Origin of the sequence: Nonomuraea sp. NPDC052129 (assembly GCF_040680095.1) — a bacterium.
Lineage (GTDB): Bacteria > Actinomycetota > Actinomycetes > Streptosporangiales > Streptosporangiaceae > Nonomuraea.
Window position 1 is genome coordinate 101,061 of the sequence record NZ_JBFAVX010000019.1, and the last position, 18,239, is coordinate 119,299.

The following is an 18,239-nucleotide window of genomic DNA, read 5'->3' on the forward strand; positions in this document are numbered from 1 at the left end:
GCCCGATGCGCCGCTCGCACCTCCGCGGTGAAGGTTCCGCGACCGCACGCACACCAATCAAATAGCCAACTTTCTTGACTATTCATGTCGCATCAATTCACTCTATATACGGAACTTCCGTCGGGGAGGTCCGAGTGAAAGTTACCCCCATCGATGCGCTCACCAGCACCGAAATCACCGTCCTCTCGCTGATCGGCAGTGGGCACCGCGTCTCGGAGATCGCCAACCTGCTCAGGATCGGCCCGCGATGCGTCGAGAGCCACAAACGGCACATCTACCGGAAACTTGGCGTGAGCTCGCAGATCCATGCGGTGTCTCGCGGGATCTCCCTCGGCCTGTTCGACGTGCCCAAGAATGCCGAGAACGTGCGCCGGCGCCGTCCGGAACCCGGATGTTCAGAGCTGGTGATCGTGCACGCCCGGCCAGAGGGTGTCTGCCCCGAGTTGTGGATCGCGCTCCTGGAGCTTGGCAGGGCCTTCGTCTTCACCCGGACGAACGACGTGATCGGCGACCCCGGGATCCACCGGCACCGGGGCCCGTTGATCGTCCTGCTCGTGGATCCTCTTCCACAGGACTGGAGGTTGCCGACGCGTCTGTGCGCTCCGGTCATCATCGTCCGGTCCGCGGTGCCGGACCTCGACGCGGTCACGGACGCGCTCCGCCGTGGCGCCCGTGCCCTCATCTGCGCGACCGATGTCCGCCGGGAGCTGGAAACGGTCCTGAGACTGGTGGCTCGGGGCTACTGCTTCGTCATCACCTCCCCGTACCTCTCCGGGCAGGCGGAGTGCCTCCCGCGCGTCCCGGAGCTCACGTCTAGAGAGCGGGACATCCTCCGCTCCATCGCCAGCGGGCACACCATCCGGCAGACTGCCCGCACGCTCGGCATCACCAGCAAAACGGTCGAGAACACCCAAGCCCGGTTGTTCAGGAAGCTGGGTGCGCGGAACAGACCTGAGACGCTCGTCATCGCGTACCAGCTCGGGGTGAGCTTGGGTGTTCAGGAGTAAGGCCGTTCAGGAATCGGGCGGTTCAGGAATCGGGCGGTTCAGGAATCGGGCGGTTCAGGAATCGGGCGGTTCAGGAATCGGGCGGTTCAGGAATCGGGCGGTTCAGGAATAAGGCGGGGCGCGCTAGCCGCGGGCGCAGCGAGCGTTGTTGAGCGTGAAGTCAGGCGGCTCCGCGTTGGTGGCGTCATCCCAGGTGCCGTTGAAACCGACCCCGGTGAGCGTGCCGCCCGGCGGGATGACGGCGTTCCAGCTCGCGTTGGTCACCGTCGTGTTCACGCCCGCCTGAGAGACGACGCCGTTCCAGAGTTGGGTGACCGTCTGCCCGTTCGGGAACCGCCAGCGCAGGGTCCAGCCCTGCGTCGGGGCCGTGCCCAGGTTGGTGATGTTCAGGGCGATCTGGAAGTGCCCCGGCCAGCTCGAGGCCACCGCGTAGTCGATCTTGCAGGTCGTGGGGGGCAGCTCGGCGTCGGAGACGAGGAAGACGTTGTCGTTCAGCTCCGCGGCCGGGATGTCGGTGTTGGCGGCGATGATCTGCCCCAGCGTACGCCGGAAGTCGATCCCGTACTGCTGCTTGATGGTGTCCAGGCCGGCGATGTTGCCGTAGAAGAACCGGTCGCCGTCACGCAGCGCCTGGAACTGCTTCGTCCAGATGGCGCGCTGGAGCTCGCCGAACTCCGTGCCGGGCACGTGCTGCTCGGCGACCATGCCGACGAACGCGTCCACGTTGTTCACGTTCCCGTAGATCGCGCGCAGTCGCGCCGCCGTTGTGGTTCGGCGAACTGATCGCGTCCCGGCGTTTTCGTCGCCCACCGTGAGCGGCGCTCCGTCAATGTTGAAGAGCTGGGTGTGGGTGAGACTGTCCGGATCGTTGATCTCGTTGCCGGGAGTCAGCACGGGGTCGGTGGGGAAAACGTCGGTGGCCTCACCGGTGATCGCGGTGAAGCTGGTGCGCGGCGCGAGCCCGTACGCCTGCCGGAGCTCGTTGTAGCTGGGCAGGCCGTGGTCACGGGCCCGCTCGGTGTCGATCGCGCCGAGGTCGACGACGCCGCGGAAGCACTGGGGCAGGGCCGGCCCGTCCAAGCATCCCGGGTTGCCCGCGACGGGGACCTGGAACAGCACGCTGCGGAGCTGGTTGTCGATCTGCTCGTCGTTCCGGTACTCGGATTCCAGGCCGATGGCCTGGAGCAGCGGGCCGAGCTGGAGGGAGGGCACCAGATCGGGGTTGAAGAACGCCACGTTCAGCGGGACCGCGATCTCCGCCTCTCCGTCCTCGACCGCGACCTCGATGCCCTGATCCTCGAAGGCCTGCAGTTGGGCGGCCGTGTAACGGTCGGCGTCAGTCTCCAGCTCGATCTCGCCGTGGATCTGGCTGTGCGCGCGGTAGCCGACGGTGGCGAACTCGTTGCTGAGATTGGCGTTCACGCCGGACTTGTAGCCGGTGTAGGCGGGCAGGGTGACGCCCACGGCCGGCAGGAACTCGTTGTAGGTCACGTACTGCTGCTCGGCGATCACCACACGCCGGGCGATCTGGAACTTGTCCTCCTCCGACAGGGCGGCGGGTAGCAGCGACACGATCCGGTTGTGCTCGCGGGCGAACAGCGTCTGGGTCGCGGTCAGCGCGATGTTCTCGTTGGCCCGGACGTCCCCCGCCACCATCGCGTTGTTCGGGGCGGCCGCCAGTCTGCCGTCCGCGTCCATGGCGGGCGCGGTGGCCGCGTTCCCCCGGCTGGTGCGCCGGGGCAGGTACGCGCCGGGCATCAGCAGGCGGGCGCTGTTGTTGGCCAGGTTGCCGTCCACTAGACCCTCGCGCATCCATTCGAGCCGCTGGTCGGTGCCCCCATAGACGGCCCACGCGTCGAGGTAGGAGCTCACCGTGTTGGTCTGCTGGCGCGGGTTGCCGGTGCCGGTGCCCGTGCCCGGGGTGGCCGCGGAGCGGCTGAACGCGATGTTGCCGAGGGTGTTGGTGAAGGTCTCAAGCGGATCATTGCTGTTGAACGGGATGTTGGCCGCGGTAGCGGTCGGTCCGGCCGCGTCGCGCAGGCCGATCGTGTGATCGACGAACTGGCCCCAGGTGAAGGCCCACTGCGTGATCCGCCGCTCGGAGAAGATGTTCTGGTTGACGTCGTTGAAGATGCGGTTGCTGATGAAACGGGTGTTGGGCCCCGTACGAGGGGTGCTCACCCCGTCGGCGTAGCGGGTCGGACCCACCCGCGAATAGGCGGTGCCCGCCTTTCCCCATGCGGGATTCGCGACGTTGTTGCCGGCGCCGTCGAGCCTCTGGACCTCGAAGGGGACGGCCGCGTCGGCTTCCGTAGCGGTGATCACCCCGCTGAGGACGAGCAGCGTGGCGCAGGCGACGGATAACAGCGCTCGTCGAGTGACAGAATGGGCATGATGATGCATCTGGCCTCCACGCGGTCTTTTCGCGAACGGTTTCTTTGCGCGGTGAACCGTCTTCCTTTCCAGCGCGTTAAAACATTGAGAGGAATGACGGGAAAGCTGCGGCAATGTTGTTCTTCCGCTCGCGACTCGTCAATGGAGATCCATTGACGAGTCACCCTTAGGGGTGATTAACCCCCAAGGGACATTCCATTCCCGGAGACGGCGACCAGATTGCCGGCGCGGGCGGCCTGTGCGCACGCCCTCCGCGCCGACCTGGAACGCTTCACCTTCCTCCTCGGAGGCAGTGACGGAGAGGACCTCTTCGGCCAGCGCTGACACCGCTACGCCGACGCCGAGTTCCTCATCGGCTGACGGCGGGAACCTACGGTCCTTTAGGACGTTCTTATATGCAGGCGACCCAAGGAGATCCACGTTGGAAGATCTGGTCCCGTACTTCCCGCTGCTGTTCGTGGCGTTTGGCGTACTGATCATTCTGGGTTCGATCAAGGGGGCCATCAACGGCAAGCAGTTCGTCCGGCAGGCGCAGCGGGTGCCAGGTGTGGTCAGCAACGTCCGGACCACGTTCGTAGGGCAGGGGGAGCACTTAAGGGCGAGACAGTGGCCGGTTCTCACCTTCACGACCGTGGAGGGGCGGGAAATCACCACCGAGGCCGCGACCACCTCCGACCTTGGCATCGGCAGCGAGATCGAGGTGCTCTACGACCCGCAGGACCCGACCAGCGCCGTGCCCGCGGACGACGCCGGCGGCGGCTACGGCGGAGTCGTCATCGGGCTCATCGTGATCGTCATCGGCCTGGCCTTCTTCTCTGCCTTCTCCGGCTTCTCTGGTCCCTCTGGCTTCGAAGAGGGCGACCGCAACACCCGGTGCGAAATCCAGCATCCCGATGGCTCCATCGGGCCCATCGACTGCCCGCCCGGCCTCGAAATCGGCGAGTGATCCTCAACGGCGAACGCACGCCCGAACAGGTCCGGCACGCCGTCATCGCCGGCGTGCGCAGCGCGGCCCGGCTCATCAACACGGGGCTGGCAGGGTTGGGCAACGCGACAGGTCCCCCATGAACCTGCCGTTCGTTCCCGGCAAGAGTGGTCGCGTCCGTCAGCAGACCTTGATCGATATGGTCCTGGAGCGACGCGTGCCCGGCCTGAGAAGCCAGAAGGTGGCTGTGTGGGTGCCGGGTTCGGAGAAACCTTCCCGGGTGACGACCTCGAATGGCCCCTTGGGGCTGTAGCTGGTGGTCATGCCCATCTCACGACCGTCGAGCACCCAGCGGTGCCCTATCGGTTCCACGTCGTCGAGGATCCTGCCTCGGAACCGGACGCGGACGCCGCTCTCGTAGCAGGTTCCGTTCTTGCTGCCCTGCGCGACCAGGCTGCCGAACACGATGGCCTCCGGCGTCGAATTGGCCGGGGGCGGCGTGGACTCGGTGGGGGTCTTTGTGGAAGTAGACCTCGTGGGCGAAGGCCTTGTGGGGGAACTCTTGGGAGACTTCTTGGGGGAACTCGTCGAGGGATCCTGTGCCTGTTTCTGATTCCCCTGGGACGCGGAGGCTTCGGCGATCGGTGAGTTCGTGGCGCCGTCCGCGGCTTGGTTCGGGCCTCCCCCCGGAAGACCGAGCAGCAGGGTCACCGTGACGGTGACGGAGGTGACGACGACGGCGGTGCCGCCGACGAGCAGGCCGGTGCGCAGGGGCGTCGAACGGACCGTGGGCCTGGTGTCCGCGACCAGTTCGGAGGGGGCGATCGGCCGTACGCGCTGCTGCCCCAGCAACTGGAGCAGCACGTCCTGCATAGTGGGGCGGCGGGACGGTTCCTTTGTCAGGCAGCTGGTGACGATGGAACGCAAGGGCTCGGCCATGTCACCGAGGTCGGGGGCGGCGTACAGGATGCGGGAGATGACTGCGGGCAGATGGTCGACGCCGAAGGGCGGGCGGCCGGTGGCGGCGTAGACCATCACCGAACCCCAGGCGAACACGTCGGTGGCAGGTCCGGTGTAGTGGCCGCCGAGTTGTTCCGGTGCCATGTAGGAAGGGGTGCCGACGATGCTGCTGGTGACGGTGAGGGATGCCTCGGTGTCGCGGGCGATGCCGAAATCAATGACGCGGGGGCCGTCCTTGGCGAGCAGCACGTTGGCCGGTTTGAAGTCGCGGTGCACGATTCCGGCCCGGTGAACAGCGGCGAGCGCCGTGGCGGTGGACACCGCCATCCGGTGGAGCGCGGGGCCGTGGTGTACACCGGCCTGCTGCAGCGAGAGCCCTTCGACGAACTCGGTGACGATGTACGGTCGCCGGCCCTCGAAGGAGGCGTCGAGCACCTGGGCGACGCAGAACGGCTCGACCCGCCGGGCGGCGGCCACCTCCTTGGCGAACCGCTCGAGCACCTGGTCGGAGACCGCGGCATGCAGCACCTTGACCGCCACGTACCGCCCGTCCCTGGCCTGGCCCAAGTAAACGACACCCTGTCCGCCGGCTCCCAGGCGGCCAATCAGCCGATATGGGCCGATTGCGGGTGGATCATCCGGATAAAGAGGCTCGGGCATGATCCAGGACCTTATTACGGGCTTTGTCAGACCGAAGGTCGTTCTAAGTGTTGGACGAGGCTACCCAGCGGGAAAAGGGGCTGTGCCAGGCAGGGGTCGGAAGTGCGCTGGGAAGAGGGCTCGTGCTCGCCCAGTTCTCCTAGCCTGGACCGCCGGGTAGGCAGCACGCGAGCCTGTGGTGGTGAATGATGACGGGATGTCAAGCCTTCCGTTCGTCCAGAGTGACGGCAATTCCCGCGCCAAACGGCCATCGCAAGCGGATGAGCGTACGACGTTGGTGGCATTCCTGCGCTGGCATCGGGAAACCCTGGCACACAAGTGCGCCGGCCTGGAGCCGAAGCAACTCGCGGAGCGCGCGGTAGGTCGATCCGCGTTGTCGCTCCTGGGCCTCGTGCGGCACGCGGCCGAGTCCGAGCGCTTCTGGTTCCGTCGGGTGATGGCTGGACAGGAGCTCCCACCCCTGTTCGCCCCCCACGACGCATTCACTGTGGCGAACGCGGACGCGCAGATGGTTGCGGAGGCGTGGCACGCGTGGCAGACGGAGATCGCGTTCGCGGATCATTTCGTCAACGCGGCGCCGGACCTCGAACTCGCCGGGGATGAACCCGGAGAAGGACCCGTGTCACTGCGCTGGGTGCTGATGCACATGGTGGAAGAGTACGCGCGACACAATGGCCATGCGGACCTGCTTCGGGAACAGATCGATGGAGCAGTAGGGCTCTGACCCCCGTCATCCTCTCAACAAACGGTGTCGTGAGTGTCGATTTTCGAATTCGTCCGCACGGACGTCTGAAGTCCTACGCACAGGGTGTCGCACCAGGCGTAGAGAGTCGGCCCGCAGGCGCGCAATTGTCCGGTAAATGTCCGGTGAGTGCCCTCGTCGACCCCTAGATGGGAATGCGACCCTTATTCAATGGTGCCGCCTACCGACCCGTCGCGGAGTGTTCTACTCCACAAGTAGGGGGGCGATGACGTATCTGAGAATATTGGCGGTACTGGGCCTTCCATTACTGGCCGCGATTTCGCCGAACTCTCCCGTAAGCGCCGCACCGAGCCCTTGTTCCGCAGTTGCCGATGCCCGGAGAGGGTAACAGGGCTTCGTCCTCAGACACCGAGTCTCGAGCGGCAGCCTCGATGGCGGCCCGGGAAGGCGGACGGACGGTGACACCGCGTTTTCACGGATCGATCACACATTGACCTGCGACTCTGGGAGCGGACATGCAAATCCGTCGGACGATCACCTGCCTCGTAACGACGCTGATGGGCATCGCGATGATGACCCTACCTGCATCCTCGGCGGCGACTGCCGCTTCGCGAGTGACCTCCTCCTCCATAGGGCAGTCAGCGATCATGGCGGACGGATGTAGTAACTACGTATGCATCGAAGCAGGGCCCAACAGCGCAACGACCGGCATGGTCAAGGCATCATGGCGCTGGAATTACTGTTGGATTCAGTCCCACTTCCATTTCTGGGGCCCTGGCTTCGACTTCAACACACCGGAATTGCCAAACTGTTCTGGTACGCCGCCAACGGAAACTAAATGGTACGGACCATTTCAGCGAGGGACGTACTGCGTAGAAGGATGGTATAGAGACAATTTCGGCGTCTGGCACACCATAGGGCTCCCTTGCGTCACCATTTAGATCCCTGGATGCCGGGTCGATGAGAGCGGCTCGGCCTCGACATAGCCGAAGCCTGGGAGTATGCGCACGCCCTCGTGCTGCCAGGCTTCGGCAAGCGCCGGCTGAGTGCGCGCGACGATCTACCCCAGCGGGATGCCTCTGCTACGGGGCGCCCTCGTACAAGCGGATGACGGGGATGGAGACAACCGCTGACGTCCTGGTATTGGCGCAGTCGGCGGCCGACCTGGTTGAGCTCAGCGGCGACGTCTTCGCGGACCATGGTGGCAGACCGACGAGTGGTGATGAACTCGGTCAGGAAGCGAGCAAGGGGATCATTGATCGCTGATCTCGGGGCAGCCTGGCAGCTCCACGATCTCAACGCCGATGGGTGCCACAGTCCCTGCCTTCACATCAGGCATGTAGCCGCCGGACGCCACTGCTGACGGATCCGCGCTGGGCAGGAGCTCTTCCTCTTTCGGTATTTCCCCCAGGAACGGCTTCTGCACAGCGAGGTTCTCGGCCTCGGCATCTGTGAGTGGCCGCACCTGGCAGCTTGGTGGAGCGGAGGTGCTGAGTGTCGGCACGGCCGCCAATGCCACCGTCAGGAGGAAGGCTATGCTCCGCCTCTTCACGCCCCATCACCCCAACTGCTCATCACCACCGCTTGGCAAGGTCAACAGCATGGAGCATCTTGATCGCAAAGGGGAAACCGACCCCGTCCTCACCCACTCTCACCGATGCCGGTGGCCGGGGCGCAGGCGAGGCGTTGCTGAAGGGTGGCGTGCCGGAACTGGTACGTCGCGCCCGCCTGCCGCAGCACGCCCAACCGATGGGCATCCGCCAGGAACGCCTGAAGCCGCCAGGGAAGCCGCCCAGTCACAGCGAAGCGCAGCCGGGCCAGGGAGTAGTACGGCCAGCAGGTGGCGGACAGAGCAATCAGCGCACCAGTCGGCCCGAAGATCGTCAGCCAGTCGGTGAGCAACATCCTGGTGATGTCCTGGGCGTCGAGGTGGGCGGCCATCGGGGTGGGCAGCAGGATCGTCGCGGCACCGTCCAGGTTGATCAGCAGCGAGCCCGCGAGCGCGGATCCGAGCCCAAGCGTTCTGTCGGTACGGATCGACCGGCGCGGGCTCGAGACCGGAGGGCCACCCGCCCGCTCGTACCACCAGGCCGCCGCGGCGAGCAGGCCCGCCACGCCGCCCGCGATCAGCGGCACCATGGCCACGCTCCTGGCACAGGACGTACTGAGCTGGACTTCCGCACGGGCCTGAACGCAGTACACCGCCATCGAGCCAAGCTGAATGGCCACAGCCACGAACACACCCGCGGAGACGAAACGCGCGCAGGCACCACCCAGCCGCCGCCTCCACTCCCGAAAGGAGAAGCGCCCGCGCCGCGGCTCCACCGGCATGACCGGAAGCCCGACGACCACCACGACGGGCAGCGCGAGGCCCACGTAGTAGGCCAGAATGCCCGTCTCGGAGAGGATCATCACGAGCGGCGACAGCCCCATGAACAGCAACTGCTCCACCAGCACGATGACCACGGGCACCAGGGACGCGACGCCGACCGCCGGCAGCATCGTCCGCAGCGCCCCGGACCGTGACGGGCACCGCCGCGTGAACCAGTCGGACGTGGTCAGCAGCGCCGGCAGGAACAGCATGGCGGCCAGCACCTTGGCCGCCGCGATGTGCCGCCAGTCATCGCCGTCGATGTCGGCGAATTGCCGGCTCGTCCGCATCACCGTAGGCAGGATCGCCAGGCCGGTGATCGCGCCGGCCAGGGCCCGTACGGCTAAGCGTGACCGGGTCAGCCGCGTCCAGTCGCGCAGGTGCCACCAGCCGAAGTCGGTCGTCCCGCGTTGCTGAAGCTGCTCACTCAGGAAGCGCAGGTACCGTTCGGCGCGTTCGGGGTCACGATGGCGCATGCGCGGGGCCTGTGCGGCCGCCCGCTCGTACAGCGCGGGTACGAAGGCGTCGAGCAGATGTTCCTCAAGGGCTGCCGAGTCGGGGAAACGATCGCGGTCGAGGAGCGGGGTGGGGTCGTGGGCGTACAGGGACCGTACGAGGGCGACGCCGAGCGGCCGGGCCAGCACGACGGCCAGCGGCTGCGCGGGATCGGCCCGCAACCGAACGGCGACGCGCCGCCACGCCTCCCGGCCGACCGGGTCGGCGTGCGTGAGCAGCCGGACGGCGTCGGTCACCGTCACCGGCGAGGGTACGAGCACGGCGGCACGCGGCAGCATCCCGCACCGCGCGGCGGCGGCCCTGAACTCGGCGGTACGGCAGGTGACAACGAGAGGTGCGCGCGGATCCCCCGCCACGACCAGCGCCCGCAGCACTGCTTCCAGGCGTGGCGTGGGCAACTCGTCGAGGCCGTCGATGACGGGCACCACCCGGTACACGGCCAGCAGATCCTCGGCGACCCGCGGCCCGAAGCGCTCGACGTCGGCCAGCAGGGGGTAGTCGCGCCGCAGCCGACGGGCCAGCCATTCCACCGGCGTCTCGCTCTCGGGCCGGAACCCGGTGGCGGACACCAGGACGGGCACCTGCGTCACTCGCTCGTCGTCGAGCAGCGCCAGAGTGAGCTGCAGCGCGCAGGCGCTCTTCCCGGCGCCCGCGTCGCCGAGAAGGATCAGGCGCCGGGCCGACGAACCCGCCCAGGCCGCCGCGATCGCCGCGGCCCCCTCGTACCTGGCGCCCTCCGCGATGCCTGTGACCCGCGCCGAGCCCGCGTCTTCGCGGGCCGTCCAGACGATGGACAGCGGCCAGGGCTCGTACAGTCGGCGCAGCGTCGCCTCAGCGCTCCACTGCTCTCGGACGAGGTACGCCAGCGCCTCGGCGGCGGCATCGAGCTGCGCGGCACTCGTCGTGACCGGCGCTGCGGTCCGGCGCCACGCCCAGGGCGCCCCAATGGCGAGAACGGCCACGGCCAGCCCAAGCACCGCGACCACCCGCGCGCCCGTGTCCGCGCCGAGCGTCACAGAGGCCAGCACACCGGCGCCCGCGACGGCGGTCACTCCCAGCCACGTCACCGTCCACCGCACCCGGCGGCCACCGCGCATGCAAACACCCCCGCGGCACTGTAGGCAGTAGCGGCGATTACGTAAAGGGGTCGAGCGGATACCATCCGCTATGTCCGGTGGTCTGGGCCGATCACGCTGATCCTCTTCAGGGCATCCTTGCTGATCGCATCGCGCGCGCCCAAGCGGCGAGAGCCACGACAGAGACTGTTGAACCTCCCCCGTCATGGAACGATGATCAGGGTCTGGTGGGTTCTCTGGGTTCTCGGGGCCGTTGCGATAGCAGCCGGTGTGGTTGCCGCCCTCTATCCGAACCCCTGGGGGTTCGGCGGTCACAGTGTTCTGACCTGCGGAAGCGCCTTCTTGAACAACGGCTACTCCGAAGAGCTCAATCCTCAACCCGCCCGCAACACCCCCGCCGCAACCACAACGGCAGCCCGAAGTAGGGGTCATCCGGCCCGCCGAACGTCGGCACCATGAGCGCACCACGACCGCTGAAGTACGCATCCCCAGCACCACTACTCCACCGCCGCCGCACCCACTCGGCGACGTACCCACAGCCAGGACAGATCAACCGATGCGGCGCCGTCAACCAGCCCATGGCGTACGCGTGACCATCGCGATGATCAGGATGTACAGCCACCAACACACGCCCGTCACACCGTGGACACCGGACCAGAATCTCCTTGGCGAAATGCCACAGACGGACACCGGGATCCCGAAACCGACCCGCACTGGCTCCCTCGACTTCCACAGCACACATCCTGCCCCGCCCGCCAAATCCGCGCTTTTCGCCAGCTCTAGGCTTCTGCGTCCGCCCATCGCCCGGCCGAAGAGGACTCTTCGCCAAGCCGACCATCCCAGGACCGCACTCTCCAGACCTGGGCTCTACGCGCCCGCCACTCCGACCCGCTGCTTGATCGCTAGGCTGATCGCCCTCCTGCGAAATGCTATGGACCGACCAGAAAGTACCGAACATGGCCATCGAGGAACACCTGCTCACAACGACGGCGCGTCTACTCCAGCAGTGGCTGCCGTCCGACTCGCGAACCGGTGCCCCCGCATGGCGCGTGCAGGTCATCGGCGGCAGTGCGCCTCGCGTGTTCGACGAGGATTGGGAATCGCCGCCGCCGCTGACAGAGGTGAGCGAGTACGGCCGGTTCCCGGAGACGTTCGGCGCACACGGGGACCGTTTCCCCGTCGAGGCCGAGCTGCTGGAGTTCGAGGAAGGCTTGGACTACCACTGCGGCCAGCGGGCTTCAGCGGGCCGACCCGACGAGGCGGCCGCCTACGTCATCCAGGCCCTGACCGAGACCTTGGAAGCTGGGTCCGGACCGCTCGACCAGCGCGTCCGGTCGCTTGTGGGCTTCCTTGCCGGTGTGCTGACGCAGTGGGCCTGCGAGCACCTGCTGCGGATCCACGTCGCCACCGAGCCCGGCAGCGCTCGGCTGGACGACGAACTGCACATCCTCGTACGCGATCACGATGGAAAAGCATGCCGATTGTCCGTAGCCCCAAGCGCCACAGTGCCACCGGACCGCGAGCCTGCCGGCATTGACGCGCGGATCACCTGGGACACGACGCTGCTCAGCCAGTTCCTCTGGATGAACAACAACAACGAGGTCGGCTTCGAGGTAACCGTCGAACCTCACGGCCTCGTCCTGGACACCGACGCCATCTTCCGCACCTGGAAAAAGGATGCTGATGGCTTCCGGCTCCTGGACGGCGAAACCCTGGCCACCGTACTTGCCGAGACCGAACAAGCCGCCGCCAACATGGCCCTGGCCGTGTGCTTGAGCGAGGACGACGACCTGGACGACCCCCAGCCACCCGTAGACCACCTCGTCATCCCTGTCCTTCGCGACCTCATCGACACGCTCACCAAACGGATCGCCGGTGACGGCAAGAAGCCGCTGCTCGCGTACAGCAACGGCTGGCCGCTGGAGTTTCGCGGCGAAGGCGCCCAACTGGTTCTGGTGGGTCCCGAACAGGTAGGCGTTATCGACGTCGACGACTCCTGCTGACGACCGTAATACCTGATCGCGAGGCCGATGCGGGCAGCGGCGCAAGCGTCCAACGGTTACCCGATGACAAGCCGCGAGCAGAGATTTCGCGCGATGCTCGCGACCACCTCTGGCCGGTTCGGCGGCAGGGAATCCTGCGCAAGGCAGCCAACACATGACCGTGCTTCTGCTTCGGCGGTAGCGGGGCGGTGGCTAGTCGGACATGATGTGACGAATGACCACTGTAGGCATGGTTGCGAATCAAGAACCCATTGAGATCGTCATTGCGGACGAGACCGATCTCCCCGGGATCGTCGGCATCTTGAACGACGTGGCGGCAAGCTCGATCGCGACCTTCGATACCCGGCCGACCAGCGTGGCCGAGCGGCACGCCTGGTTCGAGCAGTTCTCCCCGACAGGCCCCTACCGGCTGCTGGTCGCTCGGCGTCACGGTCGGATAGTCGGCTACGCCTGTAGTCAGCCCTACCGGAACCACGAGGCGTTCCGGGACACCGTTGAGCTCAGCGTTTCTCTCGACGCTGGTTGCCGAAGCCGGGGCGTGGGAACGTCGCTGTATCGATCCCTGTTCGAAAGCATCGCCGACGAGCCGATCCACGCCATCGTCGTGGGAATCGCCATGCCAAACGACGCGTCGGTCGCCCTCCATCGCAAGTTCGGCTTCACAGAAGTCGGCACCTTCCGCGAATATGCCACCAAGAACGGCCAGTACATCAGTTCGCTGTGGATGCAACGACTCCTCTGACGGCTTCGCCACAACAGGGACCACGGTCACACCCAGCGAGCAACTGCGGTCAACTCTCATGAGCAGAACCATCATCGGCTGACGGCGGGAACCTACGGTCCTCTAGGACGTTCTACGATGCAGCCGACCCAAGGAGATCCATGTTGGAAGATCTGTTCCCGTACTTCCCGCTGCTGTTCGTGGCGTTTGGAGCATTGATCATTCTAAGGTCGATCAAGGGAATCATCGACGGCAAGCAGTTCGTCCGGCAGGCGCAGCGGGTGCCAGGCGTGGTCAGCGACGTCCGGACCACGTTCGTGGGGCAGGGGGACAGCTTAAGGGCGGCACAGTGGCCTGTTCTGACCTTCACGACCGTGGAGGGGCGGGAAATCACCACCGAGGCAGCCACCACCTCCGACCTTGGCATCGGCAACGAGACCGAAGTGCTCTACGACCCGCAGGACCCGACCAACGCCATGCCCGCGGACGACGTCGGCGGCGGCGGCGGCGGCTACAGCGGAATCGTCATCGGGCTCATCGCGGCCGTCATCGGCCTGGCCTTCTTCGCTGCTTTTTCTAGTTTCTCTGACTTCTGAGATCGAACCGAGGTCCGGCGACAACACCATCCGGGGTTCAGATCCCGACCCTCCGCAGGTAGAAGACCCTCCGGCTTGACCTCGTTGGCGAAGTGGGCCAAACAAAACGGCCCTGTGATCACTTCTGTGATCACAGGGCCGTTTTCGTGCTGAGAAGACTTTCGGAGCTCACCACTTAATCGGTGCAGAGCCGAGCCGCTAACGGGGAAGCGCGCCATTTTTGATCATGTTGACGCTGAACCATCCCCAATACACCCGGTGATGCTGAATCAGCCCGTCTCGAATTTCCATGACTTCCACAATGTCCATCTGCTCGCCATCAGGCGTCTGGCGAGGATACTCCCAGGTCAACACCGTCCCGTCTGACAGGAAGCCGGTGCGGAAGCGGCGGCGCTGCGGCGGGTGGTGGGCAAAGACCCGCTCGACGAACAGACGCATCGCGTCACGACCCCGGATCATCCCCTCCTCGACGCCGAGCAGGTAACACACCAGTGGGCTCTCCAGGGTGGCGTCCTCGTGGTACAGAGCCATCGCCGCGTCCAGGTCCTTAGCCCCCAGCGCCTCATCCCACGCCTGGAAGACATGCTCGACTGCAACGGCCGCATCAGCGTGCTGGTTCGACATCTGACTGCTCCCTGAAATGGTCCTGCAATGTATGCGAACCCTATGAGGCAAATCTTTCGATCAGTGTCGAAAGATGCCCGACTAAGAGCGTTGGTCACCAGTTCCCTGGGCCGACACGGACGCCGGCTGGTGTATTCCGATTGTTGATCGCCCGACTCCGTAGCAGGCTTGGGATTGGGGTACCTGGGCCGCGAGATCGGAGTCTTCCCACGATGCCGCGGGCCCGAGAGGGAGTCAGCGCGGCGCGTAGGCCTTCGGCAGTCGCATGCCGCGGTCGGCCATGATCTGCCGGACGTGGTTCGGGTAGTTCGTGATGATGCCGTCAACGCCCATGTCCATGAGGGCCGCTATGGTGGCGGGGTCGTCGCAGGTCCACGGGATGACCTTCAGGCCCCGGGCGTGCGCCTCCGACACCATCGCCTGATCGGGGTAGAAGCGGAAGCCTGGGTCACCGACCTTTCCACTCTGCGGGAAGCCGTAGTTAGGAGAGAGGGCCGTGACGCCGGGGATGGAGGCGGCCGCCTTCACGAAATCGCCTTCGTAGTCGTCGACGTCAATACCACCGAGCCACGGGGAGGCGCCGGGCTTGCCAATCTGAAGGAAGTCGTAGTTCGTCAGCGCCACCAGCGGCCACGTTGGCGCAAGCCGATGCATTTCCAGCAATGCGCCCCAGTCGAAGGACTGGATGGTGACCTGGTGCTCGATCCCCGATGCGTGGATCTCTTCGAAGACCCGGCGGACGAACAGCTCACGAGGCGCGGTCTGCGGCGTGATGGGGATGTGAACCTTCGCGAAACGCACATGAGGCGGCGCGCCCAGGCGCGCCCGATATCGGAGAGCGGAACGGCCTCGCGCGTGGTCGTGGGCATGGCGGTGGTCATGCAAGAGCCTCCGAGATCGTAGGGGTTCAGATGCCAGAAGCGTCCGCCTTCGCCGTTCCCAGGCGCATGGGCCAGGACCGCCGAGAGGCCCGAAGGATTTCCCGGCCGTCCCAGGAACGCACACCCACGACAGACGGGCCTGTGCACCTCATCATGTGCTCATGACACCGGGTGATTCCGCCACCTCGCCGACGCAGGCACGGTGGCCGGTCGTACTGGCCGCCGGGCTCTTCGGCATCGCCGTTGCCGAGGTCGCCGTCGCCGTGATCGGCAGTGCGGTGGCCGGGATGACCTGGATCGAGGCGTGGGACCACTTCGTCGTGACCAACGCGGCGATGGGCCTGTCGTTTCCGATCGGCGGTGTCCTGGTGGCCTGGCACCGGCCTCGCAACCCGGTCGGCTGGCTGTTGCTGGCCGCCGGGATCGGGCACGCGACGACGGCCGCGATCGTCCCTTTGGCCGAGACCGGTGTACGCGACGGTTGGCCCAGCGGACTGATTCGCACGCTCGTCACCGTCGCGTCGTGGGCGTGGCCGTGGTCGATCGGGTTATGCCTGCCGCTGATCCTGCAGCTCTTCCCCGATGGCCGTCCCGTCTTTCGGCGGCTGATGTGGGCCACCGTGGTGACCTCGCCGCTGTTCGCGCTGGAGATGGGCACCAGCCCGGATCCCGTCGTCGCCGGAATTCCCGGTTACCTGATCATCCACGCCGACCTTGACCCGCTGTGGACGGCGGTCGAGGTGCGCGGCCTGGCCGCCATAGCGGTAGGCCTGGTGGCGCTGGGGGTGCGCTACCGGCGCGGAGACGAGCGGCGGCGCCGTCAGCTGCTGTGGCTGATGCAGGCGGTGCTGCTCGTCCTGATCGTGCTGGTGCCGTGGGGGGTTCTGCAGAACGCGCCGGTCTACGTCCTGCTCGCGATCCCGCTCATTCCCGCCGCGATGACCGTGGCGATCCTGCGCCACCAGCTGCTCGACATCCGGCTGGTGCTCTCGAGAACGGTGCTGTACGCGCTGCTCACGGCCGTCGTCGTCGCCTCGTACATCGGCCTGGTGGCTCTGCTCGACAGCGTGATGCGGCGTGAGGCCGGGCTGGGCAGCTCGGCGGCGGTCACCGTGCTGATCGCCGTGGGGTTCAACCCGGTGCGCGTACGCCTCCAGCGCATCGTGGACCGGATCGTGTATGGGGACCGTGCCGATCCCGTACGGGTGGTGTCACGGGTCGGGGCGCGGCTGGACACCGGTCTTCCCGGAGTGCTGGAGGCCGTACGGGAGGCGCTGCGCCTGCCGTTCGCCGCCCTCCGCACCGATGACACCGAGGTGGCGGCCTGCGGCGCACCGCCTGAACTGCTGCACACGATCCCGCTCACCTACGGCGGGGTACGGGTGGGTGAGATGGTCATCGGCCTGCGTGCCGGTGAGAAACGCCTCGGCGGCCCGGACCGGGCGGTCCTGGAGCTGCTGGCGGCGCCGCTGTCGGTGGCGGTGCACGCGGTCGCCCTCTCCGAGCAGTTGCAGCGTTCCCGCGAGGCCCTGGTGGTGGCCCGCGAGGAGGAACGACGGCGCCTGCGCCGTGATCTGCACGACGGCCTGGGCCCGGTGCTGACCGGCGTGACGTTCAAGGCCGATGCCGCAGGCAACCTCCTGGCCACCGACCCCGGCAGCGCCCGGGCGCTCCTGACCGAGCTTCGCACCGAAACCGCTCAGGCCATTGACGACATCCGGCGGCTCGTCTACGACCTCCGGCCGCCGGCCCTGGACGACCTCGGCCTGGCCGGCGCGATCCGGCAACGCGCCGCCCAGCTCGAACGCCCCGGCTTGACGGTACGCGTCGAGGCCACCGGCCTTCCCGCCCTGCCCGCGGCTGTGGAGGCGGCGGCGTACCGGATCGCGGTGGAGGCCCTCACCAACGCGGTCCGGCACTCCAGCGCCGGCCGAGTACGTATACGGATCCACGCTGACGGACAGCCGGCCGCCCACCACCTGCACGTTGAGGTGGCCGACGACGGAGGTGGATCCGGCACGTGGCCGCCGGGAGTCGGCATGCGATCGATGCGCGAGCGCGCCGCCGAACTGGGCGGCACCTGCATCGCGGGCCCCGAGCCCACCGGCGGCCGCGTGACGGCCACGCTACCTTTGGGGGCAAAATGATCAGAATTGTGCTGGCCGACGACCACCCAGTGGTGCGCAGCGGCCTGCGCGCGCTACTGGACTCCATCAGCGGCCTGACCGTCGTGGCGGAGGCGGCCGACGGCCACGCCGCCGTACGCGAGGCGGTGACGCACAAGCCCGACGTCCTGGTCATGGACATCCAGATGCCGCGTCTGAACGGCATCGAGGCCACCCGCCAAATCGCCCGCGCGGCGCCCGACGTCGCGGTGCTCATGCTCACCATGTACGAGGACGACGACTCGGTGTTCTCCGCGATGCGTGCCGGTGCCCGCGGCTATCTGCTCAAGGGCGCCCAGCAGGACGAGATCGCCCGCGCCATCCACGCCGTCGCCGCCGGCCAGGCCATCTTCGGCCCCGGCGTGGCCCGCCGGGTACTGGGCTTCTTCGCCGCCCCGCCGACCGTCCAGGACCCCTTTCCCGAGCTCACCGGCCGCGAGCGGGAGATCCTCGATCTCATCGCCGCCGGCCGTCCCAACGGCGAGATCGCCCGCCACCTGGTCATCGCTCCGAAAACGGTCGCCAACCACATCTCCAGCATCTTCACCAAGCTCCAGGTGGCCGACCGCGCCGAAGCCATCATCCGCGCCCGCGACGCCGGCCTCGGCCGCCCCTGACGGACGTCTTCTCCCGAACG

General features: G+C 66.8%; 14 protein-coding genes. 8 read left to right on the forward strand and 6 right to left on the reverse strand.

The features are described from left to right. The first annotated feature begins 134 nt into the window (after positions 1-134). Positions 135-1,007 carry a LuxR C-terminal-related transcriptional regulator gene (locus tag AB0L53_RS34500; RefSeq protein WP_364003014.1) on the forward strand — a complete coding sequence of 291 codons (873 nt, stop codon included), beginning with the start codon at positions 135-137 and terminating at the stop codon, positions 1,005-1,007. Positions 1,008-1,130: 123 nt separating this feature from the next. Here AB0L53_RS34500 and AB0L53_RS34505 read toward each other — a convergent pair whose 3' ends face one another. Continuing rightward, positions 1,131-3,410, reverse strand: a complete 2,280-nt coding sequence (locus AB0L53_RS34505; protein ID WP_364003018.1) for a peroxidase family protein — start codon at positions 3,408-3,410, stop codon at positions 1,131-1,133. A gap of 412 nt (positions 3,411-3,822) precedes the next feature. Here AB0L53_RS34505 and AB0L53_RS34510 point away from each other — a divergent pair, with 412 nt between their 5' ends. Next, on the forward strand, positions 3,823-4,347 hold the full coding sequence (locus tag AB0L53_RS34510; RefSeq protein WP_364003021.1) for a DUF3592 domain-containing protein: 525 nt from the start codon (positions 3,823-3,825) through the stop codon (positions 4,345-4,347). Between the two features lie 159 nt (positions 4,348-4,506). Here the strand turns inward: AB0L53_RS34510 and AB0L53_RS34515 are convergent, their stop codons facing one another. Continuing rightward, the gene (locus AB0L53_RS34515; protein ID WP_364003024.1) at positions 4,507-5,946 is read right to left on the reverse strand and encodes a serine/threonine-protein kinase; all 1,440 of its coding nucleotides are present in this window, start codon (positions 5,944-5,946) and stop codon (positions 4,507-4,509) included. 181 nt (positions 5,947-6,127) lie between these two features. On the opposite strand from AB0L53_RS34515, the gene AB0L53_RS34520 reads away from it, so the two are divergent. Then, on the forward strand, positions 6,128-6,670 hold the full coding sequence (locus AB0L53_RS34520; RefSeq protein ID WP_364003027.1) for a DinB family protein: 543 nt from the start codon (positions 6,128-6,130) through the stop codon (positions 6,668-6,670). 1,231 nt (positions 6,671-7,901) lie between these two features. Here AB0L53_RS34520 and AB0L53_RS34525 read toward each other — a convergent pair. Then, the gene (locus AB0L53_RS34525) at positions 7,902-8,201 is read right to left on the reverse strand and encodes a hypothetical protein (RefSeq protein ID WP_364003030.1); all 300 of its coding nucleotides are present in this window, start codon (positions 8,199-8,201) and stop codon (positions 7,902-7,904) included. Positions 8,202-8,290: 89 nt separating this feature from the next. Further along, positions 8,291-10,633: a hypothetical protein gene (locus AB0L53_RS34530; RefSeq protein WP_364003033.1), complete on the reverse strand. Its 2,343-nt coding sequence runs from the start codon at positions 10,631-10,633 to the stop codon at positions 8,291-8,293. A 935-nt stretch (positions 10,634-11,568) separates the two neighbouring features. Between AB0L53_RS34530 and AB0L53_RS34535 the strand changes: the two genes are divergently transcribed. The 3 genes from AB0L53_RS34535 to AB0L53_RS34545 all read left to right on the forward strand — a co-directional run bounded on the left by AB0L53_RS34535 (position 11,569) and on the right by AB0L53_RS34545 (position 13,932). Next, a complete protein-coding gene (locus AB0L53_RS34535; protein ID WP_364003036.1) occupies positions 11,569-12,615 on the forward strand; it encodes a hypothetical protein in 1,047 nt (348 codons plus the stop codon). A 214-nt stretch (positions 12,616-12,829) separates the two neighbouring features. Next, on the forward strand, positions 12,830-13,357 hold the full coding sequence (locus AB0L53_RS34540; protein ID WP_364003039.1) for an N-acetyltransferase family protein: 528 nt from the start codon (positions 12,830-12,832) through the stop codon (positions 13,355-13,357). A 140-nt stretch (positions 13,358-13,497) separates the two neighbouring features. Beyond that, entirely contained in the window at positions 13,498-13,932 is a 435-nt protein-coding gene (locus AB0L53_RS34545) for a DUF3592 domain-containing protein (RefSeq protein ID WP_364003042.1), read from the forward strand. 198 nt (positions 13,933-14,130) lie between these two features. Here the strand turns inward: AB0L53_RS34545 and AB0L53_RS34550 are convergent, their stop codons facing one another. Both AB0L53_RS34550 and AB0L53_RS34555 read right to left on the reverse strand, forming a co-directional pair. Continuing rightward, the gene (locus AB0L53_RS34550) at positions 14,131-14,556 is read right to left on the reverse strand and encodes a nuclear transport factor 2 family protein (RefSeq protein ID WP_364003044.1); all 426 of its coding nucleotides are present in this window, start codon (positions 14,554-14,556) and stop codon (positions 14,131-14,133) included. A gap of 234 nt (positions 14,557-14,790) precedes the next feature. Further along, positions 14,791-15,357 carry a glycerophosphodiester phosphodiesterase family protein gene (locus tag AB0L53_RS34555; protein WP_364003046.1) on the reverse strand — a complete coding sequence of 189 codons (567 nt, stop codon included), beginning with the start codon at positions 15,355-15,357 and terminating at the stop codon, positions 14,791-14,793. 241 nt (positions 15,358-15,598) lie between these two features. Here AB0L53_RS34555 and AB0L53_RS34560 point away from each other — a divergent pair, with 241 nt between their 5' ends. Together AB0L53_RS34560 and AB0L53_RS34565 are read left to right on the forward strand one after the other, a co-directional pair. Beyond that, positions 15,599-17,584 carry a histidine kinase gene (locus AB0L53_RS34560; RefSeq protein ID WP_364003049.1) on the forward strand — a complete coding sequence of 662 codons (1,986 nt, stop codon included), beginning with the start codon at positions 15,599-15,601 and terminating at the stop codon, positions 17,582-17,584. Next, positions 17,581-18,219, forward strand: a complete 639-nt coding sequence (locus AB0L53_RS34565; RefSeq protein WP_364003052.1) for a response regulator transcription factor — start codon at positions 17,581-17,583, stop codon at positions 18,217-18,219. Before AB0L53_RS34560 ends, AB0L53_RS34565 begins: the two co-directional genes overlap by 4 nt. Positions 18,220-18,239 lie beyond the last annotated feature (20 nt).

Excerpts from the sequence above, each read along its gene's own strand:
- AB0L53_RS34565 (WP_364003052.1), top strand. The coding sequence starts at position 17,581 with ATGATCAGAATTGTGCTGGCCGACGACCACCCAGTGGTGCGCAGCGGC.
- AB0L53_RS34540 (WP_364003039.1), top strand. The coding sequence starts at position 12,830 with ATGACCACTGTAGGCATGGTTGCGAATCAAGAACCCATTGAGATCGTC.
- AB0L53_RS34505 (WP_364003018.1), bottom strand. The coding sequence starts at position 3,410 with ATGCATCATCATGCCCATTCTGTCACTCGACGAGCGCTGTTATCCGTC.
- AB0L53_RS34535 (WP_364003036.1), top strand. The coding sequence starts at position 11,569 with ATGGCCATCGAGGAACACCTGCTCACAACGACGGCGCGTCTACTCCAG.
- AB0L53_RS34545 (WP_364003042.1), top strand. The coding sequence starts at position 13,498 with ATGTTGGAAGATCTGTTCCCGTACTTCCCGCTGCTGTTCGTGGCGTTT.
- AB0L53_RS34560 (WP_364003049.1), top strand. The coding sequence starts at position 15,599 with ATGACACCGGGTGATTCCGCCACCTCGCCGACGCAGGCACGGTGGCCG.
- AB0L53_RS34550 (WP_364003044.1), bottom strand. The coding sequence starts at position 14,556 with ATGTCGAACCAGCACGCTGATGCGGCCGTTGCAGTCGAGCATGTCTTC.
- AB0L53_RS34515 (WP_364003024.1), bottom strand. The coding sequence starts at position 5,946 with ATGCCCGAGCCTCTTTATCCGGATGATCCACCCGCAATCGGCCCATAT.
- AB0L53_RS34530 (WP_364003033.1), bottom strand. The coding sequence starts at position 10,633 with ATGCGCGGTGGCCGCCGGGTGCGGTGGACGGTGACGTGGCTGGGAGTG.